Origin of the sequence: Aeromonas sp. 19NY04SH05-1 (assembly GCF_040581895.1) — a bacterium.
GTDB classification, from domain to species: Bacteria; Pseudomonadota; Gammaproteobacteria; order Enterobacterales; family Aeromonadaceae; genus Aeromonas; species Aeromonas enteropelogenes.
In genome coordinates, this window is sequence record NZ_CP095328.1 from 3,352,013 (window position 1) to 3,378,729 (window position 26,717).

The 26,717-nt window shown below is 60.2% G+C and carries 20 protein-coding genes and 1 tRNA gene; 14 read left to right on the forward strand and 7 right to left on the reverse strand.

The genetic code is table 11. The features are described 5' to 3' along the window. The first annotated feature begins 12 nt into the window (after window positions 1-12). The 8 genes from MRK42_RS15345 (at window position 13) to MRK42_RS15380 (ending at window position 8,826) form a co-directional block, all read left to right on the forward strand. Window positions 13-333, forward strand: coding sequence for a PTS sugar transporter subunit IIB (locus tag MRK42_RS15345; RefSeq protein WP_026457940.1), 321 nt, complete (start codon window positions 13-15; stop codon window positions 331-333). 10 nt (window positions 334-343) lie between these two features. Beyond that, complete coding sequence (gene chbC / locus MRK42_RS15350) at window positions 344-1,705, forward strand: PTS N,N'-diacetylchitobiose transporter subunit IIC (protein WP_338610841.1); 1,362 nt, start codon at window positions 344-346, stop codon at window positions 1,703-1,705. A gap of 52 nt (window positions 1,706-1,757) precedes the next feature. Next, window positions 1,758-3,140, forward strand: coding sequence for a glycoside hydrolase family 1 protein (locus tag MRK42_RS15355; protein WP_338610843.1), 1,383 nt, complete (start codon window positions 1,758-1,760; stop codon window positions 3,138-3,140). 27 nt (window positions 3,141-3,167) lie between these two features. Next, complete coding sequence (chbA, locus tag MRK42_RS15360; protein ID WP_338610845.1) at window positions 3,168-3,521, forward strand: PTS N,N'-diacetylchitobiose transporter subunit IIA; 354 nt, start codon at window positions 3,168-3,170, stop codon at window positions 3,519-3,521. 54 nt (window positions 3,522-3,575) lie between these two features. After that, complete coding sequence (gene chbR / locus MRK42_RS15365; protein ID WP_026457346.1) at window positions 3,576-4,403, forward strand: transcriptional regulator ChbR; 828 nt, start codon at window positions 3,576-3,578, stop codon at window positions 4,401-4,403. 161 nt (window positions 4,404-4,564) lie between these two features. Continuing rightward, complete coding sequence (locus MRK42_RS15370) at window positions 4,565-5,911, forward strand: 6-phospho-beta-glucosidase (protein ID WP_338610848.1); 1,347 nt, start codon at window positions 4,565-4,567, stop codon at window positions 5,909-5,911. A gap of 55 nt (window positions 5,912-5,966) precedes the next feature. Then, a complete protein-coding gene (gene chbG, locus MRK42_RS15375; RefSeq protein WP_338610850.1) occupies window positions 5,967-6,740 on the forward strand; it encodes a chitin disaccharide deacetylase in 774 nt (257 codons plus the stop codon). 280 nt (window positions 6,741-7,020) lie between these two features. Beyond that, a complete protein-coding gene (locus MRK42_RS15380) occupies window positions 7,021-8,826 on the forward strand; it encodes an amidohydrolase (protein ID WP_338610852.1) in 1,806 nt (601 codons plus the stop codon). A gap of 99 nt (window positions 8,827-8,925) precedes the next feature. Here the strand turns inward: MRK42_RS15380 and MRK42_RS15385 are convergent. Beyond that, window positions 8,926-9,013, reverse strand: a tRNA-Ser gene (locus MRK42_RS15385). A 184-nt stretch (window positions 9,014-9,197) separates the two neighbouring features. Here MRK42_RS15385 and MRK42_RS15390 point away from each other — a divergent pair. From MRK42_RS15390 to MRK42_RS15400, 3 genes are all read left to right on the forward strand, one after another. Continuing rightward, window positions 9,198-9,854 carry a Bax inhibitor-1/YccA family protein gene (locus MRK42_RS15390; RefSeq protein WP_026457102.1) on the forward strand — a complete coding sequence of 219 codons (657 nt, stop codon included), beginning with the start codon at window positions 9,198-9,200 and terminating at the stop codon, window positions 9,852-9,854. A 180-nt stretch (window positions 9,855-10,034) separates the two neighbouring features. After that, a complete protein-coding gene (yccS, locus tag MRK42_RS15395; RefSeq protein WP_216993994.1) occupies window positions 10,035-12,203 on the forward strand; it encodes a YccS family putative transporter in 2,169 nt (722 codons plus the stop codon). A 21-nt stretch (window positions 12,204-12,224) separates the two neighbouring features. Continuing rightward, window positions 12,225-12,572 carry a TusE/DsrC/DsvC family sulfur relay protein gene (locus tag MRK42_RS15400; protein ID WP_042027767.1) on the forward strand — a complete coding sequence of 116 codons (348 nt, stop codon included), beginning with the start codon at window positions 12,225-12,227 and terminating at the stop codon, window positions 12,570-12,572. A gap of 82 nt (window positions 12,573-12,654) precedes the next feature. On the opposite strand, the gene MRK42_RS15405 is transcribed toward MRK42_RS15400, so the two are convergent. From MRK42_RS15405 to MRK42_RS15415, 3 genes are all read right to left on the reverse strand, one after another. Continuing rightward, window positions 12,655-13,389: an alpha/beta fold hydrolase gene (locus tag MRK42_RS15405; RefSeq protein ID WP_338610857.1), complete on the reverse strand. Its 735-nt coding sequence runs from the start codon at window positions 13,387-13,389 to the stop codon at window positions 12,655-12,657. A 114-nt stretch (window positions 13,390-13,503) separates the two neighbouring features. Next, a complete protein-coding gene (locus tag MRK42_RS15410; protein ID WP_338610859.1) occupies window positions 13,504-14,412 on the reverse strand; it encodes a Gfo/Idh/MocA family oxidoreductase in 909 nt (302 codons plus the stop codon). 157 nt (window positions 14,413-14,569) lie between these two features. Beyond that, window positions 14,570-14,791 carry a hypothetical protein gene (locus tag MRK42_RS15415; RefSeq protein WP_338610861.1) on the reverse strand — a complete coding sequence of 74 codons (222 nt, stop codon included), beginning with the start codon at window positions 14,789-14,791 and terminating at the stop codon, window positions 14,570-14,572. Between the two features lie 295 nt (window positions 14,792-15,086). On the opposite strand from MRK42_RS15415, the gene MRK42_RS15420 reads away from it, so the two are divergent. Then, window positions 15,087-17,210 (forward strand): P-loop NTPase fold protein, encoded by a 2,124-nt coding sequence (locus MRK42_RS15420; RefSeq protein ID WP_338610863.1) that lies wholly within the window; start codon window positions 15,087-15,089, stop codon window positions 17,208-17,210. A 109-nt stretch (window positions 17,211-17,319) separates the two neighbouring features. Here MRK42_RS15420 and MRK42_RS15425 read toward each other — a convergent pair whose 3' ends face one another. The 3 genes from MRK42_RS15425 to MRK42_RS15435 all read right to left on the reverse strand — a co-directional run bounded on the left by MRK42_RS15425 (window position 17,320) and on the right by MRK42_RS15435 (window position 24,040). After that, window positions 17,320-19,722 (reverse strand): YgiQ family radical SAM protein, encoded by a 2,403-nt coding sequence (locus MRK42_RS15425; RefSeq protein ID WP_338610865.1) that lies wholly within the window; start codon window positions 19,720-19,722, stop codon window positions 17,320-17,322. 152 nt (window positions 19,723-19,874) lie between these two features. Further along, complete coding sequence (locus MRK42_RS15430; RefSeq protein ID WP_338610867.1) at window positions 19,875-22,991, reverse strand: efflux RND transporter permease subunit; 3,117 nt, start codon at window positions 22,989-22,991, stop codon at window positions 19,875-19,877. Continuing rightward, window positions 22,991-24,040: an efflux RND transporter periplasmic adaptor subunit gene (locus tag MRK42_RS15435; protein WP_338610869.1), complete on the reverse strand. Its 1,050-nt coding sequence runs from the start codon at window positions 24,038-24,040 to the stop codon at window positions 22,991-22,993. The genes MRK42_RS15430 and MRK42_RS15435 overlap by 1 nt, the downstream gene beginning before the upstream one ends. 198 nt (window positions 24,041-24,238) lie before the next feature. Between MRK42_RS15435 and MRK42_RS15440 the strand changes: the two genes are divergently transcribed. Further along, window positions 24,239-25,801, forward strand: a complete 1,563-nt coding sequence (locus MRK42_RS15440) for a diguanylate cyclase (protein ID WP_338610871.1) — start codon at window positions 24,239-24,241, stop codon at window positions 25,799-25,801. A gap of 33 nt (window positions 25,802-25,834) precedes the next feature. Continuing rightward, complete coding sequence (gene rssA, locus MRK42_RS15445) at window positions 25,835-26,704, forward strand: patatin-like phospholipase RssA (RefSeq protein WP_225634354.1); 870 nt, start codon at window positions 25,835-25,837, stop codon at window positions 26,702-26,704. Window positions 26,705-26,717: the final 13 nt, after the last annotated feature.

Genomic DNA, 26,717 nt, shown 5'->3' on the forward strand with positions numbered 1-26,717 from the left:
GAGGGAATGGTTATGGAAAAGAAGCACATCTACCTGTTTTGCTCTGCCGGGATGTCCACGTCACTGCTGGTCTCGAAGATGAAGGCGCAGGCAGAAAAATATGATGTCCCCGTGGTGATCGATGCCTATCCGGAGACCCTGGCCGCCGAGAAGGGGGTCGATGCCGACCTGATCCTGCTGGGCCCGCAAATCGCCTACATGCTGCCGGAAATCCAGCAACAGCTGCCGGGCAAGCCGGTCGAGGTGATCGACTCCATCCTGTACGGAAAAGTGGATGGTCTGGGTGTTCTCAAGGCGGCCGTCGCGGCCATCAAGCAGCACAGCGCACAGTAAGGAGAGGGATGTGAGCAACCTTATCGCATCGATGGAGAAGGCAATCCTGCCGATTGCCGTGAAGCTGGGCAAACAGCCTCACGTCAATGCCATCAAGAACGGCTTTATCAAACTGATGCCCCTGACGCTCGCCGGGGCCATGTTTGTGCTGATCAACAACGTGTTTCTGAGCTTTGGCGAGGGCTCTTTTTTCTACTCAATGGGGGTGCGGCTCGATCCCGCCACCATCGCCACCCTGGATGGCTTCAAGAGCATAGGGGGCAGCGTCTACAACGGCACCCTGGGGATCATGTCCCTGATGACCCCCTTCTTCATCGGCATGGCGCTGGCGGAAGAGCGCAAGGTTGACCCGCTCGCCGCCGGTCTGCTGTCGGTTGCCGCCTTCATGACGGTCACTCCGTTCAGCGTCGGTGAAGCCTACGCCGTCGGTGCCAACTGGCTGGGCGGCGCCAACATCATCTCCGGCATGCTGATCGGTATCGCCGTGGCCGAAATGTTCGCCTTCATCGTGCGCCGCAACTGGGTGATCCGCCTGCCTGACAGCGTGCCTGGATCCGTCTCCCGCTCCTTCTCGGCGCTGATCCCGGGCTTCATCATCCTCTCCATCATGGGGGTGATCGCCTACCAGCTCAACAACGCCGGCACCAACTTCCACCAGCTCATCATGGATACCATCTCCACGCCGCTGGCCAGCATGGGTGGCCTGGTGGGCTGGGTCTATGTGCTCTTCTCCCCGCTGCTCTGGTTCTTCGGGGTACACGGCTCCCTGGCGCTCTCCGCCCTCGAGAACGGCATCCTGGTGCCATTTACCCTGGAGAACGTGGCGCTCTACACCCAATACGGCTCGGTCGAAGCGGCGCTGGCCGCCGGCAAGGAGTTCCACGTCTGGACCAAGCCGATGCTCGACTCCTACATCTATCTGGGTGGTACCGGTGCGACTCTCGGCCTCATCCTGGCCATCTTCATGGTCTCCCGCCGCGATGACTACCGTCAGGTCGCCAAGCTGGGCCTGCCCTCCGGCATGTTCCAGATCAACGAGCCCATCCTGTTCGGCCTGCCAGTCATCATGAACCCTGTGCTGCTCATCCCCTTCGTGATGGTGCAGCCGGTGCTGACGGGCATCACCCTGTTTGCCTACTACACGGGCGTCATTCCGCCCATCACCAACATGGCCCCATGGACCATGCCGGCGGGGCTGGGGGCCTTCTTCAACACCAACGGCAGCGTGGCAGCCTTCCTGCTGGCCCTGTTCAACCTGGGTGTGGCCACCATGATGTATGTGCCGTTCGTCATCATCGCCAACAAGGCCCAGAGCGTCATCGAAGAGGAAGAGGAGAGCGAGGAAGATATCGCTCTGGCCCTGAAGTTCTGACGACACATGCGGGAGGAGCCCGGCTCCTCCCGCCAGTTTGGAGAAACGCAGTATGCAGTATCGTTTTCCGGATAACTTCTGGTGGGGCAGTGCCAGCTCGGCACCACAGATGGAAGGCGCCGCCGCTCGCGGCGGCAAGTCCGCCAACATTTTCGATCACTGGTTTGCCATCGCGCCGGAGCGCTTTCACGGTGGCATAGGCCCGACCGATACCTCCACTTTTTACGACCACTTCGAGAGCGACATCGCCCTGCTCAAGCAGTTGGGCCACAACAGCTTTCGCACCTCCATCTCCTGGTCACGGCTGATCCCGGATGGCACCGGCGAGATCAACCCCGAGGCCGTCGCCTTCTACAACGCTGTATTTGACCGCCTGCTGGCCGAGGGGATCACCCCGCTCATCAACCTCTACCACTTCGACATGCCCATGTGCATGCAGGAGCGTGGCGGCTGGGAGAGCCGGGAAGTGGTCGCCGCCTACATCCACTACGCCAGCCACTGCTTTGCCCTGTTTGGCGATCGCATCAAGCACTGGTTCACCTTCAACGAGCCCATAGTGCCGGTCGAGTGTGGCTACCTGGGTCACCATCACTACCCCTGCGTGGTCGATTTTGGCCGGGCGGTCACCGTCGCCTACCACACGGCGCTGGCCCATGCCGGCGCGGTGCAGGCCTACCGGGCACGCCAGGAGGATGGCGAAATTGGCATCATCCTCAATCTGACGCCAACCTATCCCCGCTCCCGGGAGCCTGCCGATCTGCTGGCTTCCCGTCGGGCGGATCTGCTGCTCAACAAGAGCTTCCTCGACCCGGCCCTCAAGGGCTGCTACGACCCCGAGCTGATCGCCCTGCTGGAGCAGTACGACTTGCTACCCCAGGTAGCGGAAGGAGACAAGGCGCTGCTCGCCGCCGGCAAGGTGGATCTGCTCGGCATCAACTATTACCAGCCGCGCCGGGTCAAGGCCAAGGACGAACCCTGGTCGGGCACGCCGCGCACCCCGGAGGATCTCTTCGACTATTACGAGATGCCGGGGCGCAAGATGAACCCCCATCGCGGCTGGGAGATCTACGAGAAAGGGATCTACGACATTCTCACCGATCTGCGGGTCAACTACGGCAACCTGCCCTGCTACATCTCGGAGAACGGCATGGGAGTCGAGGGGGAGGAGCGCTTCATCGGCCCGCAAGGGCGGGTGGAAGATGACTACCGCATCGACTTCATCCGCGGGCACCTTGAGTGGCTGCACCGCGCCCTCGAGGAGGGTAGCGCCTGTCGCGGTTATCACCTCTGGACCTTTATCGACAACTGGTCCTGGCTCAATGCCTACAAGAATCGCTACGGCCTGGTGCGCCTCAGTCTCGAAAACCAGCAGCGTACCATCAAGAAGAGCGGTCACTGGTTTGCCGACGTCGCCCGTCACCATGGCTTCAATTAACCGGTTTCAATCAAGGAGAAAGCAAACATGTTCGATCTGGATCAAATCCCCGCAGAGAGCGATACCGCCAGCGATCTGGAAGAGGTAGTGATGGGGCTCATCATCAACTCGGGGCAGGCCCGCAGCCTGGCCTATACCGCCCTGAAGAAAGCCAAGGAGGGGGATCTGGCCGCCGCCCACCAGCTGATGGCCCAATCCCGCGAGGCACTGAATGCCGCTCACCTGGTGCAGACCCAGCTGATCGAGGGGGATCAGGGGGAAGGCAAGATCCCGGTCACCCTGGTGCTGGTGCATGCCCAGGATCACCTGATGACCTCCATGCTGGCCCGTGAGCTGATCAGCGAGCTGATCGAGCTGCACGAGAAGCTGCAGAACAAGTAATCCCAAGGCGGGGCACCCTGCCCCGCCATAGGTTCGCAGATCAGGAAGCGACTCATGAGCGTCAAGACAATCCGGGAAACCGAGCTGTTCAACAACAAACCGTTCCACATGTTCATCTACAACAAGCAGGTGAGCGGAACCGGTTTGCACCAGCACGACTATTACGAGTTCACCCTGGTATTGACCGGTCGCTACTATCAGGAGGTCAATGGCAAGCGGGTGCTGCTGGAGCGGGGAGACGTGGTCTTCATCCCGCTGGGCTCCAGCCACCAGAGCTTCTACGAGTTCGGTACCACCCGCATCTTCAACGTCGGGATCAGCCGCAGCTACTTTGACGAGCACTTCAAATACCTGCTGCCGGATCACTTCGTCGCCTCCCAAGCCTATCAGCTCAAGAGCGAGTTTCTCAGCTACATAGAGTCGGTGCTGGTCTCCCCCGGTTTTCGGGAAGAGGCGCTGACCGAATTTCTTGAGGTGGTGACCTTTGCGGTGATGAACCGGCTGCGTCACTACAAGGAGGCCTCCGCCAGCGAGGATCTCCCCCTCTGGCTCCACGAGACAGTGGAAAAGATGCACAACCGTCCCCTCTTTGCCGAAGATGCGCTGGCCAACATGGTCTCCCTCTGCGGCAAGAGCCAGGAGTACCTGACCCGAGCCACCCGGCGTTACTACAACAAGACGCCGATGCAGATCATCAACGAGATCCGGGTCAACTACGCCAAGATGCAACTGGAAGTGACCAACAACTCGGTGGCCGACATCGCCTTCGAGACCGGCTACAACGACGTCAGTCTGTTTATCAAGAACTTCAAGAAACTGACCTCGTTTACCCCGGGGAGCTATCGCAAATATCTCTACCCGAAATTTGAAACCCCTGCCTGAGGCGGGGCCCTGTTCCAGATGTAAAACAGTGAGTTAGATAACAATTCGCCCATTTTGACCAGCCCCTGCATCAGGCGGCTGCGGCCCCGCTCATCCCTGGCCCGGCGCCAGAGCAGAGCGGCCCCTGTTCAACCAGATAGAGAAAGATGAAAGAGGGATTTATGAACGAGAAGATCAAGGTAGTCACCATAGGCGGCGGCAGCAGCTACACCCCGGAACTGGTCGATGGCTTCATCAAGCGTTATGCCGAGCTGCCCATCAGCGAGCTGTGGCTGGTCGACATTCCCGCCGGCGAAGAGAAACTGAACATCATCTTCAGTCTGTGCCAGCGGATGATCCGCCAGGCCGGCATCCCCATGACGCTGCACAAGACCCTGGATCGCCGTGAAGCGCTGGCGGGTGCCCACTTCGTGACGACCCAGCTGCGGGTCGGCCAGCTGCAGGCGCGAGAAAAAGATGAGCGCATCCCCTTGAGCCACGGCATGCTGGGGCAGGAAACCAACGGCGCCGGCGGCCTGTTCAAGGGGCTGCGCACCATCCCTGTCATCTTCGACATCATCCGTGACATCGAAGAGCTCTGCCCGGATGCCTGGCTCATCAACTTCACCAATCCGGCCGGCATGGTGACCGAGGCAGTCCACCGCCACACCAACTTCCGCCGCTTTGTCGGGGTGTGCAACATTCCGGTCGGCATGAAGATGTTCGTCAAAGATGCCCTGAAGCTGACCGAGCAGGATCACCTCTCCATGGATCTGTTCGGCCTCAACCACCTGGTCTTCATCGGCGACGTGCTGGTGAACGGTGAGTCCCGCTTCGACGAGCTGCTGGAAGGGGTAGCCGACGGCACCCTGACCCGCGCCAGCTCGGTCAAGAACATCTTCGACCTGCCCTTCGATGCCAGCCTCATCCGCGGGCTGCGTCTGCTCCCCTGTTCCTACCTGCGTTACTACTTCAAGGAGAAAGAGATGCTGGGAATCGAGATGGGCGAGTTCTACAAGGGCGGGGCCCGCGCCCAGGTGGTGCAGGAGGTCGAGAAGAAGCTGTTCGATCTCTACCAGAACCCCGAGCTGTGCGAAAAACCCAAGGAGCTGGAGCTGCGTGGCGGCGCCTACTACTCGGATGCCGCCTGCGAGGTGATCAGCGCCATCTACAACGACAAGCAGAGCGAGCACTATGTCATCATTCCCCACCAGGGCCATGTCACCAATATCCCGGCCGACTGGACGGTGGAGATGACCTGCCGGATCGGACGTGACGGCGCCATTCCTCACCCTCGCCTCACCCGCTTTGACGACAAGGTGAATGGTCTGGTACACCTCATCAAGAGCTTCGAGATCGCCGCCTCCCGGGCCGCCATCAGCGGCAACATGGAGGATCTGCTGCTCGCCATGAACCTCAACCCGCTCATTCACTCCGACAACGATGCCCGCCTCGTTGCCCGCGAGCTGTTGCTGGCCCACCGCGAACATCTGCCAAACTTCGCCGATGCCATCGACGCCCTCGCCTGAGACCATCGCGCCCCGTTTGATTACGAGCGGGGCGCCTGAAAGGAAGAGAACCGTCATGAGCAAGAGATTGATCATCAATGCCGACGACTTCGGTCTGTGCCGCGCCCAGAACTACGGCATCATCGAAGCCTTCACTCAAGGCGTCGTCAGCTCCACCACCGCCATCGTGACCTCCCCGGCCATCGAGCATGCCGCCTGGCTGGCCGGGCGCTTCCCCGAGCTGCCGGTGGGGTTGCACTTCATGCTGAGCTGGGGACGCCCGCTCACCCCGCTCACCTGCCTGGTCAACGAACAGGGAATGCTGGACAAGGGGATCTGGCAAAAGAGCGAGGCGGGCACCCTCGATCCCGAGGAGATCCGCTGCGAGCTGGCAAGCCAGTATCAGCGCTTTATCGACCTCTTTGGCAAGGCGCCCACTCATATCGACAGCCACCACCATGTGCATATGCTGCCGACCCTCTACCCGCTGGTGGAAGCCTTTGCCATGGAGCACCGGCTGCCCCTTCGCATCGACCGCAGCGAGATTGCCCGTCATGGCCTGAGCGTGCACCATACCCTGAGCTGCGATCAGTTTGACGCCCGCTTCTATGGGGAGCAGCTGACCCGGGACACCCTGCTGCAACTGCTGGACGAGGCTAATGAACTTGGGGCCAGTTCCCTCGAGATCATGTGCCACCCCTCCTTCATCGATCTGGAGATGCAAGGCAGCTCCTATTGCCAGCCCCGCCTCACCGAGCTCGCCATCCTGACCGACCCGGCCCTGCCGCCACTCATCGCCAAACGGGGCTATCGCCTCGCCAACTATCGGGAGTGGCATACTGAGTCATAAACAGGGCTGCCAGCATGAGGGAATGCCGGAAAAGGAAACGGCGGGGGAGCCTGGTGGCCCCCCCGCCGAGTTTATGATGAAATCGGTCAATTTGGCTGCTGCATCACTTTTGAGCAGGGTAATTCCTTGTATATTCATTCATTTGCTGCGAAGCAAACCTGCCCGGCCGGGACGTGATCGCCCTGTTGCGTGACAGGGTACCGTCGCCTTCCCGGGTCATTGTTTACATGGACAATCTGCACGGACAAGGTGCACCGACAACGCGCACGGAGAATGCCAGATGAAACTAGCCCCCATCGCCATCGCCCTGCTGGCCGCCAGCTCGGCTTATGCCGTCAGCCCCGCCAAACCCACCGCCCAGACCATCTACCTCGGTGGCGACATAGTCACCGTTAACGACGCGGCGCCGACGGCCCAGGCGCTGGCCATCAAGAATGGCCGCATCCTTGCGTTGGGCAGCGAGGCCGACATCCTCAAGCTGCGCGACGAGGCGACCCGGGTGGTCGACTTGCAGGGCAAGACCCTGATCCCGGGCTTTATCGATGGCCATGGCCACGTCTTCAACACCGGCATCCAGGCGCTCTCGGCCAACCTGCTGGCCCCGCCCGATGGCGCTGTGACCCGCATAGCGGAGCTGCAGCAGGGACTGCGCGACTGGGTCGCCAAACCGCAAAACAAGGCGCACGGGATTATTTTGGGATTTGGCTATGACGACTCCCAGCTCAAGGAAAAACGCCACCCCACCCGTCAGGAGCTGGATGCGGTCTCAGAGGATCTGCCGGTGATCATCATCCACCAGTCGGGCCACCTCGCCACCCTCAACAGCAAGGCGCTGGCGCTGGCCGGCTTCAGCCCGGACAGCAAGGATCCGGAAGGGGGCAAGATCCGCCGTGAAGCGGATGGCAAGACTCCGAACGGCGTGCTGGAGGAGACCGCCTTCTTCGGCGCCCTGCTGCCGATGTTTGCCAAGCTGAACAACCAGGAGAACGAGGCAATCTTCAAGGCGGGCATGGCGCTCTACGCCAGCTTCGGTTACACCACGGCCCAGGAGGGACGAGCCTCCTCGTCCGCCGTCAAGACCATGTACCAGCTGGCCCAGAAAGAGAAGCTGCCCCTCGACGTGGCGGCCTATCCCGATATCCAGATCGCGCGGGATGTCATCGCACCGCCCTACTACGCCCAGCAGTACATGAACGGCTTTCGGGTCGCAGGGGCCAAGCTCAATCTCGATGGCTCCCCCCAGGGCAAGACCGCCTGGCTGACCCAGCCCTATTTCGTCCCCCCTGCAGGACAAGAGGCCGGCTACAAGGGCTACCCCAGCATGAGCGACGAGCAGGCCGCCCATTACATCGAACTGGCCCAGCGCAACGGCTGGCAGCTGCTCACCCACGTCAACGGGGATGCCGCCATCGATCAGCTGATCAAGGGGGTGGAGGCCAGCGAGAAACAGCATGGCAAGCCGGATCGCGGCTTCGTCGCCATCCATGCCCAGACCGCCCGCAAGGATCAGGTCGCCTCGTTCCAGCGGCTCGGCATCTTCCCCTCCTTTTTCCCGATGCACACCTTCTACTGGGGGGACTGGCACAGTGACTCCGTGCTCGGCAAGGAGCGGGCGCAACATATCTCCCCCACCGGATGGGCGCGGGAGCTGGGGATGATCTTCACCTCCCACCACGACTCCCCGGTGGCACTACCTGACTCCATGCGGGTCTATTATGCGACCGTCAACCGGGTCAGTCGCACCGGCCGCCCCATCGGACCGGATCAGCGGGTCTCCGCGCTGGAAGGATTGAAGGCCCAGACCCTGTGGGCGGCGACCCAATACAAGGAGGAGCGCAGCAAGGGATCTCTCGAGGTGGGCAAGCTGGCGGACATGGTGGTGCTCTCGGCCAACCCGCTCAAGGTGAAACCCGAGACCCTGGCCGATATCCGGGTCGAGGAGACGATCAAAGAGGGGGTTCCCGTCTACCAACGTGACGCGCAGAGCGCCGGCACCTCGCAAGGCTGCGCGGACTCGGCACGCTGCAGCGCCGTGGCCACCACGGCGATGGTGGCGGCCGGTATGCTGCATCATCAGCCGCACTGATCGCACTGGCCTGACGCCCTGGCGCGTCGGGCCACCCTGCCCCGAATCACAGATACGAAAAAGCCCGGTCGAATCATCGACCGGGCTTTTTCGTCAATATGGCGGAGGAGGTGGGATTTGAACCCACGGATGGTCGCCCATCGCCGGTTTTCAAGACCGGTGCATTCAGCCGCTCTGCCACCCCTCCGAACGGCGTGCATACTACGTCAAGCCCTTGTTCATATGCAATACATATTTGTTTTGGGATAGTAGGAGGCAATGAGCTGGGGTGTCGCTTGAAATCAGCACTCGTCATCCCAACCTTCAGTGCATACAATGCGATGAACGAAGCGGAATTTGCCGCTTCACCCGGAAATCAAGAGGACACCAAGATGGATACCCGTTCTATCTACACAGGCACCCAAAGTGCCGTACGCGATACCAACAAGGTACTGCGTAACACCTATATGCTGCTTTCCCTGACTCTGGGCTTCTCTGCCGTGGTGGCGGGGGTCGCAACCGTGATGAACATGCCGCCCCTGCACTGGGCCATCTTCCTCATCGGCGTTTACGGTCTGATGTTCCTGACCGAGAAAAATCGCAACAACGGCATGGGTCTGGTGTTCACCTTCGCCCTGACCGGTCTGCTGGGCTACAGCCTGGGCCCCATCATCAACATGTACATGAACAACGGCGGCGGCGAGATCGTGATGACCGCGCTGGGCGGCACCGCGCTGACCTTCTTCGGCCTCTCAGCCTATGCCCTGACCACCAAGCGTGATCTCTCCTTTATCGGCGGCATGCTGTTCGTCGGTTTCTGGGTACTGCTGGTGGCCATGGTCGCCAACATCTTCCTGCAGATGAGCGCTCTGAGCCTGGCCCTGTCCGCCATGTTCATGCTGTTCTCCTCCGGCGCCATCCTGCTGACCACCCAGCAGATCGTGCGCGGCGGCGAGACCAACTACATCTCCGCCACCGTGACCCTGTATGTCTCCATCTACAACATCTTCCTGAGCCTGCTGAGCCTGCTGGGCGGCAACCGCAACTGATAGATGTCGATGATGAACAAGACCCCGCTTCGGCGGGGTTTTTATTGGCGCACGATTCTGTCAGGATAAGTTGCAGATCAAGGAGATGAAGCCAAGTGGCCCTGATCCAAATCAGGGCCATGCCGATCCTGGCGGGTTACCATCCCGCACTCGTTTCGTTAAAGGGTTGTTCTCACTTCCATGCCGATGGACTTTTCCGGCCTGCTGCGCCGCCTGTTGACCGACAGCCATATCTACTTCGCCCTCAAGGTGTTGCTGGCCATCCTCGGCCTGCTCGCCTTCACCCTGGCGACCGGCGACATCCAGCTCACCGTGCTGCTCTCCCTCGGTGTGGTGGCGGGAGCCATCGCCGAAACCGACGACAGCCTGTGGGGCCGGGTGAAGAATTTGGGGATGACCCTGCTCTGCTTCCTGTTTGCCTCATTGTGCGTGCAGTATCTCTACCCCACCCCCTGGCTGTTTGCCATCGGGCTGGCGAGTTCTACCTTTATCTTCGTGATGGTGGGGGCGCTCGGCGCCCGCTACGCCACCATCAGCTTCGGCACCCTGCTGATTGCCATCTACACCATGCTGGGGGCCGCCCATGCGCCGAGCCTCTTCTACCAGCCACTGGCGCTCGGCGCCGGCGCCCTCTGGTACGGGCTGGTGTCGCTGCTCTGGCTCTGGCTGCTGCCCTACAAGACGCTGCACGAGCAGCTGGCCCAGAGCTACTTCGCCCTTGGCCGCTACTTGCTGGAAAAATCCCGCTTCTTCCCGGCGGACGAGCACGGCGCCCAGGCCATTCGCCACAATCTGGCCCAGCTCAACATCAACCTGGTGAGCGCGCTCAACCTCACCAAGTCGGCCCTCAATGCGCGCCTTTCCCCGCGCCATCCGGCAAGCCCGGAGCTCGCCAGCCTGCTGCGCCTCTACCTGCTGGCGCTGGAAATTCACGAGCGGGCCACCTCCAGCCACTACCCCTACAGCCGGCTGGAAGCCGAGCTCAAGCAGGGGATAGTGCTGGACGGTTTTCAGGAGGTCTTTTTGCAGCTCTCGGAGGCGTGCCAGCGGCTCGGCTACGCCATCCTGGTGCACAAGCCCTATGCCCACAACAAGCGCATCCACTGGACCCTGGAGGCCCTTGGCGATCAGCTGGAATTCACCCACCTCAAGCAGCACTACCCGAAAACCCTGCTGACGCCGATGAAGTTTTTGCGCCGCAACCTGGCCAGCATCAACCAGCTGCTGGGCAGCGCCGAGGGGCTGCAAAACCCGGATCAGGCGCCCCAGAGCCTGCCGCCGCTGGCAAGCCCCCCTCGCCTGCCATTTCTGGCCCAGCTCAAACAGCACTTCACCCTGCACTCCATGGTGTTTCGCCATGCCCTGCGACTCTCGCTGGGGCTGGTGATCGGCTACGGCATACTGCAGGCCTTTGACATGGACAAGGGCTACTGGATCTTGCTCACCGTGCTGTTTGTCTGCCAGCCGAGCTACAGCGCCACCCGCCGCCGGCTGGTGCAGCGGATGCTCGGCACCTTCGCCGGTATTCTGGTGGGGATCCCGGTGCTCTGGCTCTTCCCCGAGCTGCACGTCCAGCTGGTGGTGATGGGGCTCGCGGCCTTCCTCTTCTTCACCCAGGTGCGCAACAACTACAGCGCCGCCGTCTGCTTTATCACTCTCTACGTGCTGATGGCGTTCAACCTGCTGGACGGCATCGGCTTTGCCATCCTGGGGCCGCGCCTGCTCGATACCCTGCTCGGCTGCCTTATCGCCTACGCCCTGGTGGCCTGGCTCTGGCCGGACTGGCAATACAAGCGCCTGCCGACGCTTATTGCCAACTCGCTGTCAGCCAATGCCCGCTACCTCTCGGCAGTGCTGGCCAGCCTCAAGCCGCAGCGGGATGAATCCATCGACTATCGGGTGGCGCGCAAGAGCGCCCATCTCGCGGACAGCGAACTGGCCACCGCCTGGCAGAGCATGCTGGTAGAGCCGCAAAAGCGCCGCCGCTTCCTCGATCTCTGCTTTACCCTCACCTGGCGCAACCATGCCCTGCTCTCCTACATCTCGGCGCTGGGGGCCCATCGCGACAAGCTGGAGGCCATCAGCGGACTCGACGAGATGCGCCACCACATCTGCCATACCCTGGAGCAGGCGGCGGGCCATCTGGCGGGCACCCCCTCCAGCTCCCTTGGCGGCCAGCGCCTGCTGATCACCCCGGATGAAGCGCAGGAGTGCAGCGAGGAGCAGCTGATGCTGACCCAACAGCTCAACCTCATCAGCGAGCTGGCTGATCAGTTGCTGAACCTTGCCAACGAGAGTCGGTTGCTCACCGGGGATCAAGGCGCTACCATGCCCGCCCAATCCCGATAGCCCCATTAGCGAGGAGCCCCCATGTCTGCCGACAAACATCAGCTGGAATTCAACGGCCAACTCATCGAGACCGATGCCAAGGGCTACCTGCTCAACAGCAACGACTGGAGCGAGGAGCTGGCGCTGGTGTTGGCTGCGCAGGAGGGGATCGTGCTGGAGGAGCCGCACTGGGAAGTCGTGCGCTTTGTGCGCGCCTTCTATCTGGAGTTCAACACCTCCCCGGCCATCCGCGCGCTGGTCAAGGCGATGGAAAAACAGTACGGCCCCGAGAAGGGCAACAGCCGCTACCTCTACAAGCTGTTCCCGGAAGGACCCGCCAAGCAGGCAACCAAGATTGGCGGCCTGCCCAAGCCGGTAAAATGCATCTGATCCCCTGATGTGCAGGCCCCACGACGGGTGGCCCGGGGAATAGCGACAGGCGGCAGGGGCAACCCTGCCGCCTGTTTTCATCTCAGCCGGCGCGCCCCGTCACCTCTGCCAGCCAGCCGACCAGCCGCTGCCAGGATTTGGCATCTGCCTCCTGGTGATAGCGCTCTCCGCCAAACACGCTAAAAGCGTGGGGCGCCCCGCTGTAAGTGGTCATCTCGTGGCGCACACCCGCCTTTTCCAACTGCTCGGCCAGGGCCGCAAACTCCTGCAGCGAGACGGACGCATCCGCCGAGCCATGCTGGATAAGCAACGCGGCCCGGGTCTTGCCGTAATCCTGATCCGGCGGCGTGGCCAGACCACCGTGTACGCTCACCACCCCGGCAAGCGGGCTGCCGCTTCGCGCCATCTCAAGGGCCGCAGCGCCGCCAAAGCAGTAACCCAGCACCACCACGGGCCCCTCCCCCAGCGTCTGCCTGGCCGCCGTGAGTCCACCTTCCAGCAATTGGCGCATGCGGGCGCGATCCTGATAGAGAGCCCCGGTCGCCTCGCGGCGCATCTCGATCGTTGCGGGCCTGACGCCCTTGCCAAACAGATCGACCGCGAAGACGTTGTAGCCGAGCTTGCCCAGCATCTCGCTTCGCTTTATCTCGTAATCAGTGAGCCCGTCCCAGTCGTGGATCAGCAAAATAATCGGCCCCCCGTCGCGCCCCCTGGTCTGGTAGCCTTCAAAGTCGCTACCGGCGACCTGATAGGTCAGACTGGCGGCCCAGATCGGGGCAGCCAGCAGCGCCGCCATCAGTGCACAGATCCCTTTCATCCCTTCTCTCCCTTCCATTGCGTGGTGATAGGCCGCCGGGCGCCCAATAAAAAAGCTGCCCGCAGGCAGCCCAAGTATGAACGACACTATCATTTGCACCGGATTGAGGGATGGTTACTCCCCCGCCAGCGCGACCAGCTGCTCCGCCAGCCGGTGGCCGTGCAGGTAGGAGGCGATCAGCTCGCCATCGGCACGGTCTTTATCAATTTGCTGATACCAGTGTTCCAGCATGGCGGCAAAGCCCCGCTGGGCCAGCACCGGCTGCCAGTCGTTTGGCACCAGCGCCTGCGCCGTCTTGTCGCGGGCGACGATGCCGCGAGTGCAGTTTTCCAGATGAAGCGACAAGTTGTCGCCGTAAGCGTCGATACGCTCCTCGGTGATGCCGGCGCTGCGGTTCATGCTGCCGCTGATGACGCGATCGCCGCTTTGCCAGGCCACGCTCACCCCGGCCAGCAGGCTGGCATCGGTGGGGCTGCGCCTTAGCACGGCATGGAGCTCCCCATCCGGCACACCGCCATAGAAGCAGAGGCTGTCGAGCACATGGATAAAGTCGTCGAACAGAAAATCCCGTGCCCGCCCGGGCAGGGCGAATCTGTGTTTTTGCCAGTTGAGTTCGGTCAGAGGCTGGGTGCGAGCGGCCGCCATGGCCGGCAGATAACGGCGGTTAAAGCCGGTAAACAGCGCACAGTTTTGCGCGATGGCCAGATTGGCGAGCCCCTCGGCGTCAGCCAGATTGTCGCACAAGGGTTTGTCGACAAAGGTGGGGATGCCGGCGCGCAGGCACTGCTGGGCAATCTTGCTATGCACGGCAGTGGCGGCATGGATCATCACCCCGTCGGGGCGACTGGCCAGCAGGGCCGCCACCTCGGTAAAGCACTCGGCGACCCGGTACTGGCGGGCCAGCTTCTCCAATACCGCCGAATTGCGGGTGCAGAGCTGCGGGGTGATCCGCTCGTCGCTCGCGAGCAGCGGCAGATAGGCTTTCTGGGCGATATCGCCAAGACCAATCAGGGCAATGCGCATTGCAACTCCTTGTCATCAACACTGTAGTGGGCAAGGTAGCACGCCCTTGCCACTGAGGGTATAAGCCAGCGCCAGTGCCCAAGGCGCGGGTAGCGCGATAACCATAAATAATCAGGGCGACCTCTGTCGCCCTGATTATTTGTTCTGTGGTGATGGCTTATGGCTTCGCCTGCTTACGGGCATCGATCCGCTTGCCGATCATGGCCCCCAGTTCGGAACCAACCACGGCACTGACCATGGCCAGGATCATCGGGACCAGCTCAAACCCGGCCTGCGGCCCGAACAGCACGGGCGCCAGCATATTGAAGCCGATAATCCCGAGTACCAGCCCGAGCCCGCTGCCTATCTTCTCGTTTCTGGATTTGCTTTTGACTGCCATCTCACTGCTCCTGTGCCGGTCTCATTGTCGGTGCTCGTGCGGGGTGCGCCATGGCCCCCCACGCCAAATTAATCGGCCGCCAAGATAGCAAAGCCATTGCAAAATGGCTGCCTTGATTGCATATCATGCTGCACTTTGATGACCAAGCTCAAAAAACGATAAGTTTCTGATGGTTATGTCAACTCCAATGCTCGCCTGAGCAGCTTCATTTGGCTTAACATTCCCATACGGTGCCTCTTGGACAGTAAATGGTGCCGGCCCCAACATTCAACACAATTATGAAAGTGAGAAAGTAATGGGTAGATACCATAATGACCAACCAATTCAGGGGGGTGCTGATGACCCCGACTTATTAAATAGAGCTGACTTTGCAAGTCACCTTGCAAACATTCTATTGTTAAACCGTGAAGATAACTGCCTAACAGTTTCTCTAGAAGGAGAGTGGGGCTACGGGAAGACATCCGTAATTAACCTAGTAAAAGGTGCTTTAAATGAAAAAAACATCGCCCCAATAATTGTCGAATATAATCCATGGCTAGCAGGAAAACCAGAGTCCTTAATTCAGGATTTTTTGTTACAATTCTCTTCACAGTTAAATATTAGGGACAAATCAGAAGATGCCCTAAATGCAGCGAAAGAACTGATTGCCTACTCCAGTTTATTCAGTGTGGCAAAATTAGTACCAGGCGCAGAACCTTGGGCATCAATAGTTGAAAAAGTATTTTCTAAATTCGGAAGCGCAACAAAGAAAATTGCAGAACTAAAGAAGCTCGATTTACTAGGAAAAAAGAAAAATGTCATCAAGGCAATTACCAAAATAAAGAATCCTATCGTTGTCATTATTGATGACATTGATAGGTTGACGCCATCTGAGACATTTCAAGTTCTTCGGCTAGTAAAAGCTGTAGCTGATTTTTCAGGTACAGCATTTTTACTAGCTTTTGACTCCAATTATTTAAGTTCAGTCCTAAATAAAAATGGCATTACCAATGCTTCTGAGTATATAAATAAGGTTGTTCAGCTTAGAGTCTCCTTACCGGTTATTTCAGAAAGAGGAATGAACGAGTTAGCAACTATTGAATTAGAAAACCTAAGTGAAAGAAATCTTACTGAACAGTTCGAACACGACCAAGATAGACTCGGTTGGATTTATCATAAGTATTTCAAACATCTCATAAAGAACCCGAGAGAGTTAAAGCGATGTTTTAACCACTTAAGATTTGTATTAGAACAAGTGGAGGGCCAAGTATGTTTTTCGGATGTATTCTCTCTATCAATTATTGCAACCAAAGCAACTTTAGTGTACGAGCACATAAAGAAAACTCCTGAAGCATATATTGGCAGAAGATTTTCAAACGATGGCCTCATGATAGATAAGGCTGTAGATATTGTGAAATCGTTTGAAAAAGAACGAAATGAGAAACTTGCCAGCCTCACTGAGAGTGATCGAAAACTAATTAATGGGTTGCTAGAAGATCTATTTCCGTTGATAGACTCAGGAGGATTTTCACTTTATGGCGTTTCAGATACTGATGCTGCAGGGCGCGTATCTGCGCCGCAGAGATTGTACGTTGCATTCCATTACAAAACTCCCATTGGGTATATATCAGATCAAGAAATACTTCAATTTATATCCGGAGAAGTAAATAGACATGAATTTATTCACAATGTACTTAGAGACGACGCTGATGAGCGTTTCTTTGAGATGATGACAAATTATTCATCTGTATGTAAAGAAAACAGCTTTAACGTTCTTACTAGTATTTATGACGTTTTCCTTAATTCTGAAACGCTGAAAAAATCACTCGAAAGCAACTACGGATTCATGTCTCGAGACCCTTACCGTCAAATTAACTGGCTTACAAATAAAATAATCACCGAAAGTGAGCATAAATACAATTTAATAAAAAGCTTGATAAATAGAGAGCAGAACGCCCCATTAGGAGCTGATATATTATTTAAGTTGCGCACTCAAGTTCATGGTGAAAACAATGAGACCCCGTGGCTTAATGAAGAACAACTGAATGAAATGGAGCTGATTTATCAAGATATTGCAATTAGCGCACTATCTAAGAAAATGTTTATTAAAAATCATTTAGAGTCTCATGTTTTCTTTGAATTAAGACGATCATCAAAAGTTAAAGCTAAAAAGTATCTAAGTGATACTTTATCTACGGATGATGGCGTTATCAGAGTGGCCGAACTTATAGGTAATTCTGGAAGTGACTCGACTAATGGCCCTTATGTTGAAATTGATGATGACTCCCTCTCTGATATTATAGATATGGGGGCACTGAGAGATGAAATTCGTAATGTGCACTTACAAACGCAACCAATCCATATTCAGGCGATAATAAAAAGTATTATAGATGGGAAGAAATACTACTTGAGGGATGGACGGCAGGGGGAAAAGTGGTAGTGAGGAAAACTGAGACAACATCCCTTTGTAATAGGCTATCACTGACCAGAAATAAAAAAGGCGACCACCCGGTCGCCTTTTTATTTCTATCGTTTTCCAATCAGGAGACTCACCGCGTCGGTCGCTTGGCACCATTGCCTTTGGCCGCAGGCTTGCCGCCCTGAGCCACGGGTTTGGCACCCGGCTTGGCAGAGCCTGCGCGGGTCGGCGCCTTGCCCTTGTGGGTGGGTTTCCCCTGCCCTGCCGGTTTGCCCTGGGCTGCGCCCTGCGCGGCAGGCTTGCTGCTGCCAGCCCCTTTCTGCAACTGGGCGCCCACCGGTTTGCCATTGCCCGCCTTGCCGCCGTTTCTGCTGGCCGCCGGGCCATTCCCTGCACCAGCCTCGCTGCGGGAGGCCTTGTTGCCCGCCCCGTTGCTGCGCTGATGAGTGATGGCGCTGTGACGGGTCAGGGCCGGTTTCATCCCTTTACCTGAGGCGGCACGTTCGTTGCGACCTTCCGGCGGCACCAGACAGCCGGGGCCGTTGCCAATCAGATGGCCCTTGCCCATAGCGAGCAGGGCTTCGCGGATCATCGGCCAGCCGGCCGGGTCGTGGTAGCGCAGCAGCGCCTTGTGCAGGCGGCGACGGCGCTCGCCCTTGGCGACAAACACATCGCCCCCCTCGCGGCTCACCTTGTTTAACGGGTTTTTCTCCGTGTAATACATGGTGGTGGCGTTGGCCAGCGGCGACGGGTAGAAGTTTTGCACCTGATCGAGCTTGAAGCGGTTCTCTTTTACCCAGAGCGCCAGATTGATCATGTCTTCATCCGTGGTGCCCGGGTGGGCGGAGATGAAGTAGGGGATCAGGTACTGCTGCTTGCCCGCCTCTTTCGAGTATTTGTCGAACAGCTCCTTGAACTGGTAGTAGCTGCCCATGCCCGGCTTCATCATCTTGGAGAGGGGCCCCTCCTCGGTGTGTTCCGGCGCGATCTTGAGGTAGCCGCCCACGTGGTACTTGGCCAGCTCCTTGATATAGCGGGGATCTTCCACCGCGATGTCGTAACGCACCCCGGAGGCAATCAGGATCTTCTTGATCCCCTTGAGGTCGCGCGCCTTGCGATAGAGGTTGATGGTCGGGCTGTGGTCGGTGTCCATGTGCGGGCAGATGGTGGGCCAGACACAGGAGGCGCGACGGCAGGTCTGCTCGGCCTTGGGGCTCTTGCAACGCAGCTTGTACATGTTGGCGGTGGGGCCGCCGAGATCCGAGATGACGCCGGTAAAGCCCGGCACCTTGTCGCGGATATCTTCGATTTCTTTCAGGATCGACTCTTCCGAGCGGCTCTGGATGATGCGCCCCTCGTGCTCGGTGATGGAGCAGAAGGAGCAGCCGCCGAAGCAGCCGCGCATGATGTTGACCGAGGTCTTGATCATGTCGAAGGCCGGGATCTTCGCGTTGCCATAGGCCGGATGCGGCACCCGCTGGTAGGGCAGGCCGAACACGCCGTCCATCTCGTCGGTTTCGAGCGGGAAGGCGGGCGGGTTGACCCAGACGATGCGATCGCCGTGGGCCTGGGAGAGCGCACGGGCGCAGCCTGGGTTGGTCTCGTGGTGCAGGATGCGCGAGGCGTGGGCGTAGAGCACCTTGTCTTCCTTCACCCGCTCGAACGCCGGCAGCTTGACGTAGGTCTTCTCCCACGGCTTTTGCTTTGGCGGCTGCACCAGGATGGGCTTGGCTTCTTGCTCACTCGGCGCTGTGCCCTCGTCATCAGAGCAGGGCGCCCCTTCCATATAGGGATTGGGGATGGGGTCGATGCGGCCAATCTGGTCGAGCTTGCTCGAATCCACCCCTTTCCAGCCCGGCAGCGGCTCGCGGCGAATGACGGCGGTGCCGCGAATGTCCTGCATGGTCTCGATGGTCTCGCCGCCTGCGATGCGGTGGGCCACCTCCACCAGGGGGCGCTCGGCGTTGCCGTAAATCAGGATATCGGCCTTGGCATCGAGCAGGATGGAGCGGCGGATGGTCTCGGACCAGTAGTCGTAGTGGGCGATGCGACGCAGGGACGCTTCGATGCCGCCGATGACCACCGGGACCTCCTTGAATGCCTCCTTGCAGCGCTGGGTATAGACCAGAGTGGCGCGGTCCGGCCGCTTGCCGCCCACATCCCCCGGGGTGTAGGCGTCGTCGTGACGCAGCTTTTTATCGGAGGTGTAGCGGTTGATCATGGAGTCCATGTTGCCCGCCGTCACCCCGAAGAAGAGGTTCGGCTTGCCCAGGCGCATAAAGTCATCCTTGGATGACCAGTCCGGCTGGGCGATGATGCCGACCCGAAAGCCCTGGGATTCAAGCATGCGGCCAATCACCGCCATGCCGAAACTCGGGTGATCCACATAGGCATCGCCGGTTACCAGGATGACGTCGCAGCTGTCCCAGCCCAGCTTGTCCATCTCTTTGCGGGACATGGGCAGGAAGGGCGCCGTGCCATAGCACTCGGCCCAGTAGCGGGGATAGGAGAAAAGGTTGGGTACCGGCTGCATTTTAACCACCTGGAACAATTCGGGTCGCGCATTATACCGATTGCTGCCAAGGGGAGCGATGGCTTTTTGCCCCCATAAGTCGCGCGGGATAAGGGGCTCCACGATGAAAAAGGGCGCCCGCAGGCGCCCTTTTGATGATGGAGGCTGGCAACTTATGCAGCCGGAGTTTGCTGATCCCCTGCCCCCCTGGCAGCCAGCGCCTCGTCCACCTGGCGATCCCGCGCTCCCGTCATGCCGGCGTGGCGGGCGATCAGGTGGTAGATGGCAGGCACCACCAGCAGGGTGACCAGAGTCGCCAGAGAGAGGCCGAAGAAGACCACGGTCCCCACCGCCATCCGGCTCTCGTAGCCCGCCCCCATAGAGAGCATCAGGGGCACGGCACCTATGATGGCGGTGAGGGAGGTCATCAGGATGGGGCGCAGGCGGCGCACCGAGCCTGCGATGATCGCCTGCTCGAACGACTCACCGCGCTGGCGCAGCTGGTTGATGAACTCGACGATGAGGATGCCGTTCTTGGTCACCATGCCGATCAGCATGATCATGCCGATCTGGCTGTAGATGCTCATCTCCTGCCCCGTCAGCCAGAGCCCCAGCAACCCGCCGAAGATACCGAGGGGCACCGTCATCATCACCACCGCCGGGGTCAGGGTGCTCTCGAACTGGGCCACCAGCACCAGATAGACCACCAGCAGGGCGAGGCCGAACACCAGCGCCATCTCCCCCTGATTGTCGCGATAATCCTTGGAGTCGCCGGCATAATCCACCGTCATGCCGGTAGGCAGATGGGTGTTGGCCCAACCATCGAGAAAGTCGAGGGCCTCTCCCAGGGTGTGATCCGGGTGCACGTCCGCGGTCAGGGTGATCGCCTTTTGCCGCTGGTAGTGGTTGAGGCGGTTGGCGGTGGCCACCTGCTTGACGGTGGCCAGGGTCGAGAGGCTCACCATCTCGCCGTTCGCGGCCTTGAGATAGATGCGGCCAAGATCCGAGACGCCGTTGAACTCCTGCTGGTTGCCGCGCAGGTAGACGTCATACTCCTCACCCCGGTCCACATAGGTGGTCTTGCTCACCCCGCCCAGCAAGGCCTGCAAGGTGCTCGCCACGGTGGAGACCGGAATGCCAAGCTGGCTGGCGCTGTCGCGATCTATGGTCACGCGCAGCTCCGGGGTCTTCTCGGCGTAGTCGAGATCCGGCGTCAGCATCAGGCCGCTGCCTTGGGCGGCCTGTTGCAGCGCCAGCCCCTGCTGGTAGAGCTCGTCGTAGTCGTTGCCCTGCAGCACGAACTGCACCGGCGCGGTGGAGCCGCCGCGAAAACCCGGCTGGAAGGTGCGGATCATTACGTCGGGAATGCCCGCCAGCTTGCCCCCCAGGGAGCGGGAGAACTCGGTGGCGGTGACGTCGCGCTCGGCCCAGTCGGCGAGCTGGATGATCACCATGCCGGTCTGATCGCCACCGCGGCCAAAGGCCGGGGTGCTGAAGCTCATGGCCTGCACCAGCCCCTTGCCCAGCATGGGCATGATGGCGGCCTCCACCTGCTGCATGTTGCGCTTCATCCGCTCGATGCTGGTCCCCTCTGCCCCCTTGACGAACACATAGACCACGCCCCTGTCCTCGGTCGGGGTCAGGCTGGTGGGCAGTTGCTGGAACAGGGCGCCGATGCCGCCAAGGCAGAGCAGCAGCACCAGCGGCGTCCAGCGGGAGCGGCGCAGCACGGCGCCAAGCAGGGTGCGATAGTGCCCTTCCACCCAGCCGAGGCCGCGATCGAGGGCCGCGGTCAGGGCGTTGGGTCTATCCAGCGGACGCATCAGCCAGGAGCCCATGGCCGGGGTCAGGGTGAGCGCCACCAGGGAGGAACAGAGCACGGCGAGCGACAGGAGGATGGCAAACTCGGTAAAGAGCCTGCCCACCATGCCATCCATAAAGGCGATGGGCACGAACACCATCACCAGCACGGCGGTGGTGGCGATGACTGCAAAGCCCACCTCGCGGGTGCCGTGCCAGGCGGCCAGCAAGGGAGATTCACCCCGCTGCAGATGGTGGTGGATGTTCTCCACCACCACGATGGCGTCATCCACCACCAGACCGATGGCAAGAATGAGCGCCAGCAGAGTGATAAGGTTGATGGAAAACCCGAAATACCAGGCGCCGATAAAGGCCGAGATAAGCGACACGGGTACCGTCACCGCCGGAATGATAGTGGTGCGCCCCTGGCCGAGGAAGAGATAGAGCACGGCCACCACCAGCACGGCGCAGATGGCCAGGGTCTCGTACACCTCGTCGATGGCCTGCTTGATGAAGATGGTGGAGTCATAGTCCACCTCAAGCACGGCCCCCTCCGGCAAAAAGCGCTGCATTTCGCCGAGCTTTTTCTCTATGCCTTGCGCCACCGCCAGCGGGTTGGCGGTGGATTGCGCGACTATGCCTATCCCCAAGCTCTCGCGGCCATTGCGCTGGTAGGCACTGTCTTCGTTCTTTGCCCCCACCTCGACATCGGCGATATCCGCCAGATAGATGCTCTGGCCGTTGCTGGCGGTGGTGATCTGCAGGTTCTGGAAATCTTCGGCGCTGTGGTAGAGACGGGCAATCTGCACCGACATGGTCATGCTGTTGTTGCGAATTTCCCCGCCCGGCAGCTCGATATTCTCCCGCTTGAGGGCATCCTCCACGTCCGCCACCGTGATGCCGCGGGCCGCCATGTCGGCGGGGCGCAGCCGCACATACATCACCTGGGTGAGATCGCCGGAGAGCATCACCTCGCTCACCCCGTCCACCAGGCTCAAGGGATCGACCAGGATCCGGTTGGCGTAGTCGGTCATGGCGGTGCGGTCCATCTGGCTGCTGCTGAAGTTGAGCCAGACCGCCACGTCGCCGTTGCCGCTGTCCTTGGTCACCAGGGGCTCGTCTACCTCATCGGGCAGCCGGGGCCGGGCGCGGGAGAGGGCATCGCGCACGTCCGAGATCCCCTCCACCATGTTCCAGCCGAGCTTGAACTCGACGGTGATCATGGAGCGCCCCTTGCGGGTCACCGAGTTGATGTTCTTGATGCCGCTGATGCCGGAGAGCTGATCCTCAATGGGCTTGGTGACCTGGCTCTCCATCACCGAGGGGGCCGCCCCCTCATAGGTGGTGGTGATGGAGACGGAAGGGGTCTGCACGTCCGGCATCTCCCGCACCGTCAATTTGGAGAATGCCACCAGGCCGAACACGGTGAGCAAGGCGCTGAGCACGACCGCCACCAGCGGGCGGCGGACCGAAATATCCGAGAGCCACATCAGCCATTGACCTCCGCCAGATCGTGCACCTGCACCCCATCGCGCAGGTTGACCAGGCCTTCGACAACGATGCGATCGCCGACCTTGAGCCCCTCGGTGACCCAGACGGTCTCCCCTTCGGTTTCACCCAGCACCACGGGTATCCGCTTGACCCGACCATCGGCCTCGAGACGATAGACGAAGCGCTGCTCACCCACGTACTCCACCGACTGGGCGGGGATCAGGGTCAGCTGGCGGGCCGGCAGGGCCAGCACCACATTGAGCAGCATGCCGGGACGCAGCTGGCCATTGGCGTTGGGGATCATCACCCGCGCCTTGATGTTCTGGCTGTCGTTGGAAACCCGGCTGTCCAGGGTGGTGAGGGTGCCGGCAAAGTGCTGATCCGGCCAGGCGCTGCTGGTGGCGGTCACCGCCATGCCGGGGTGCAGCAGGGAGAGATAGCGCTCCGGCACAGCCAGATCGAGGCGCAGCTTGTCCACTTCATCCAGATGAAGCAGGTTGTCGCCGCTGTTGACCAGGGCCCCTTCGCTGAGATCGATAAGACTCACCCGGCCCGCAAACGGGGCCTGCAGGGTACGAAGGGATAGCTCGTAACGGGCGGCATCGAGCCGCGCCTTTGCCTGATCGACAGCGGCCTGCTGCCCCTCCAGCTCGGACTGGGTCACGGCGCCGCGGGCCACCAGCTTGCGCATCTCATTCAGTTTGCGGGTCTCGTCGCGCAGGCTCGCGCTCTGCTCGGCCAGTTCCGCCTGCTGCTTGCCCGAGTCCAGCGCGATCAGGGTCTCGCCCCTGGCCACCGTCTGACCTGATTGCACCGCTATGTTGACGATGCGACCCGTGACCTCCGGGCTGATGATAACGGAGCGGTTGGCGGCGAGTTTACCCACCAGCTTGAGGGTCGGCTCCGCCAGACTCTGGGTCACGGTCTGGGTACGGATATTGATTTGTCTGGCGGGTGCCTTGGCGGCAGGCTCACTGTGGCGATACGCCCAGACGGCGGCCACCACGACACAAAGAAGTCCCAGGCTGAGCCAGATACGCATTTTCATCGAACGATCCATGGAGAGTAGAAGGAAAGAGATTCCGGATAGGGGCCATTTTAGCCCCTGACTATGCCGTGACTATGAGCAAATGTGACAAAACGTAACAAAAAGGGAGGAAGATCATCGTGTTGGTGATTAAATGATTAATTCCTCAACAGATTGGCATAAAATGGAGGCTCTCCATTACCAACAGGTGTGGACACCTTGTTCCTATCGACGTTGTTTGATCGCCGCTTCTTCTCCCCTTTCACCTGGCCGTTGCTGGCGCTGGCCGCATTGCTCATCATCCTGGCTCTACGCCAGTCGCTCAGGCAGATAGAGGATGTCTACCAGAGCGACACCCTCAACAGCGCCATCCATCTGCGGGATCAATTCAGACAGAGTCAGGTGTTTCTGGAGGCGATGCACGGCCAGGCCGAGGAGCGGCTGCGCAGCACACCCCAGTCAGCCCTGACCCGCCAGCTCTATCACCATATCGAAGCACTACCGGACCAGGGGTTGGCGCTTGACCATCGACCACTCGAGTTGCCCCGGAAGCTGGTAGGCAACCTGACCGGCGCAGGTCCCTTGCCACCACCGGGGAGCAAACGGGAAGCCAGACTGCATCTGGCCCTGAGTCTCTCGCCCCTGCTTTCCACCGCGAGCCGGGAGTTTGACAATGAGATAGCCTGGGTCTACTTCACCGGAGTGGACCACTTTATCTACCTCTATCCCTGGGTCCCCTCCAGCCGGTTTCGCTTCTCTCCCTCGCTCTACCAGAGCACCTATTGGCAGGATGCCCTGGCAGCCCATAACCCGGAGCGGGGCACCATTATCTCGCGCCCGTTCAACGACCTCGCAGGGAAAGGCCAGCTCATCACATTGTCACGCCCTCTCTATCAGGAGGGGCATCTGGTGGGGATGCTCAGCATGGATATCCAGCTCTCGCGCTTGCATCAGCAGCTTGACGAGCTGATCCCGGAACTCGGGGACTACATGCTGGTCAACCAGTATCGCCAGGTGCTGGCCAGCAGCGCGGCAAACGCGGTCGCGCCCGCCGATCTGACACCCTCCTCGACCTATCTTTGGCAGCAGGGCACCTTGCGCCTGATCCTGGCCATTCCGGACACCCCCTTGCGGCTGATCCACACCATTTCCCTCTGGCCCCTGCTGCAGGCCATGATCTGTCAGTCGGGCCCCACCCTGCTGGCCATCCTCTTCATGCTACTGGCGGCGCTCTCCAATCTCAGGGCCAGGCGGCTCAACCAGCGACTCAACTACCTCTCCTGCCACGACAATCTGACCGGGGCCTTCAACCGTCATTACCTGGCGCAGCTGGAGCAGCAAAACACCCTGACGCCGGCGCAGCAGACCGGTTTTCTGATGTTCGATGCGGATCACTTCAAACGGGTCAACGACACCTTCGGCCATGGTGTCGGCGACGCCGTGCTGATCCACCTGGTGCGACTGTGCCAGGGGCAGCTCAGGCGCGAGGATTGCCTGATCCGTTGGGGCGGCGAGGAGTTTCTGGTGCTGATCGCCCAAAGCGACTGTGCCCTGCTCGCCGAGGTTGCCGAGCGCCTGCGCGCCGTCGTCGCCGGGCATGACTGGGGCGCCATCGCTCCCGGTCTTGCCGTCACCATCAGTCTGGGCCACCACGCCTGTTGCGAGGATATCCCCCACCACGAGGCCGTGCGCCGCGCCGATGTGGCGCTCTATCAGGCCAAGGCCAACGGTCGCAACCGCAGTGAAAGATGGCAGAGTGACGCCTGCGAACACACGGGGTAAGCTGGTGTTCCAACCCCTTTCAGGAGGAAAGTCGTGCCAAGAAAACCCCGCATAGGGCTCGCGCTGGGGAGCGGAGCCGCCAGAGGATGGGCCCATATCGGCGTCATCCGTGCCCTTGAACGCCTCGGTATCAAGCCGGATCTCATCGCAGGTTGCTCTATCGGCAGCTTTGTGGGAGGCGCCTACGCCGCCGGCGAGCTGGATCGACTGGAGACCTGGGTGCGCGACTTTACCCGGCTGCAGGTGGTGAGCCTGCTCGACCCCGCCCTCTCAGGCGGCCTGTTTCGCGGCGAGAAGGTGTTTGGCATCGCCGCCAACTACCTGGGTAACCCGGATCTGGAAGACCTTCCCCTCCCCTTCGCCTGCGTCGCCACCGAACTCGATACCGGCCGCGAGGTCTGGCTGCAGCAGGGATCGCTACGCCAGGCGGTCCGTGCCTCCTGCGGCATGCCGGGGATCCTGACCCCGACCCGGGTCAACGATCACTGGCTGGTGGATGGCGCCGTGGTCAACCCCGTGCCCATCTCCCTGGCGCGCGCCATGGGGGCCGAGGTGGTGATCGCGGTCAACCTCAATACCGACATGCACCAACCCTGGACCGACCAACCGGATCAGGTCAGCAACGGCGGCCTGCTCAGCCAGTGGCTCAACCGGGGCGAGAGCACACCCGCCACCCCGGGCATGTGGAGCGTGATGACGGGCTCCATCAACATCATGCAGGAGCGTATCACCCGGGCCCGGATGGCGGGGGATCCGCCGGAGATCCAGCTCTGCCCGCGCCTTGGCAGCTTCTCCATCATGGATTTTCATCGCGCCGTCGATGCCATCAACGAAGGGGAGGCCTGCGTCGAGCGCAGCCTGGATCAGCTCAAGGACGAACTGGGGCGACTCGGGGTGCTCTAATCATCCTCCGACA

Bases quoted from the DNA above. Each gene is read 5' to 3' on its own strand.
- MRK42_RS15345 (WP_026457940.1), top strand. From the start codon at position 13: ATGGAAAAGAAGCACATCTACCTGTTTTGCTCTGCCGGGATGTCCACG.
- MRK42_RS15355 (WP_338610843.1), top strand. From the start codon at position 1,758: ATGCAGTATCGTTTTCCGGATAACTTCTGGTGGGGCAGTGCCAGCTCG.
- chbA (WP_338610845.1), top strand. From the start codon at position 3,168: ATGTTCGATCTGGATCAAATCCCCGCAGAGAGCGATACCGCCAGCGAT.
- chbR (WP_026457346.1), top strand. From the start codon at position 3,576: ATGAGCGTCAAGACAATCCGGGAAACCGAGCTGTTCAACAACAAACCG.
- MRK42_RS15370 (WP_338610848.1), top strand. From the start codon at position 4,565: ATGAACGAGAAGATCAAGGTAGTCACCATAGGCGGCGGCAGCAGCTAC.
- chbG (WP_338610850.1), top strand. From the start codon at position 5,967: ATGAGCAAGAGATTGATCATCAATGCCGACGACTTCGGTCTGTGCCGC.
- MRK42_RS15380 (WP_338610852.1), top strand. From the start codon at position 7,021: ATGAAACTAGCCCCCATCGCCATCGCCCTGCTGGCCGCCAGCTCGGCT.
- MRK42_RS15390 (WP_026457102.1), top strand. From the start codon at position 9,198: ATGGATACCCGTTCTATCTACACAGGCACCCAAAGTGCCGTACGCGAT.
- yccS (WP_216993994.1), top strand. From the start codon at position 10,035: ATGCCGATGGACTTTTCCGGCCTGCTGCGCCGCCTGTTGACCGACAGC.
- MRK42_RS15400 (WP_042027767.1), top strand. From the start codon at position 12,225: ATGTCTGCCGACAAACATCAGCTGGAATTCAACGGCCAACTCATCGAG.
- MRK42_RS15405 (WP_338610857.1), bottom strand. From the start codon at position 13,389: ATGAAAGGGATCTGTGCACTGATGGCGGCGCTGCTGGCTGCCCCGATC.
- MRK42_RS15410 (WP_338610859.1), bottom strand. From the start codon at position 14,412: ATGCGCATTGCCCTGATTGGTCTTGGCGATATCGCCCAGAAAGCCTAT.
- MRK42_RS15415 (WP_338610861.1), bottom strand. From the start codon at position 14,791: ATGGCAGTCAAAAGCAAATCCAGAAACGAGAAGATAGGCAGCGGGCTC.
- MRK42_RS15420 (WP_338610863.1), top strand. From the start codon at position 15,087: ATGGGTAGATACCATAATGACCAACCAATTCAGGGGGGTGCTGATGAC.
- MRK42_RS15425 (WP_338610865.1), bottom strand. From the start codon at position 19,722: ATGCAGCCGGTACCCAACCTTTTCTCCTATCCCCGCTACTGGGCCGAG.
- MRK42_RS15430 (WP_338610867.1), bottom strand. From the start codon at position 22,991: ATGTGGCTCTCGGATATTTCGGTCCGCCGCCCGCTGGTGGCGGTCGTG.
- MRK42_RS15435 (WP_338610869.1), bottom strand. From the start codon at position 24,040: ATGAAAATGCGTATCTGGCTCAGCCTGGGACTTCTTTGTGTCGTGGTG.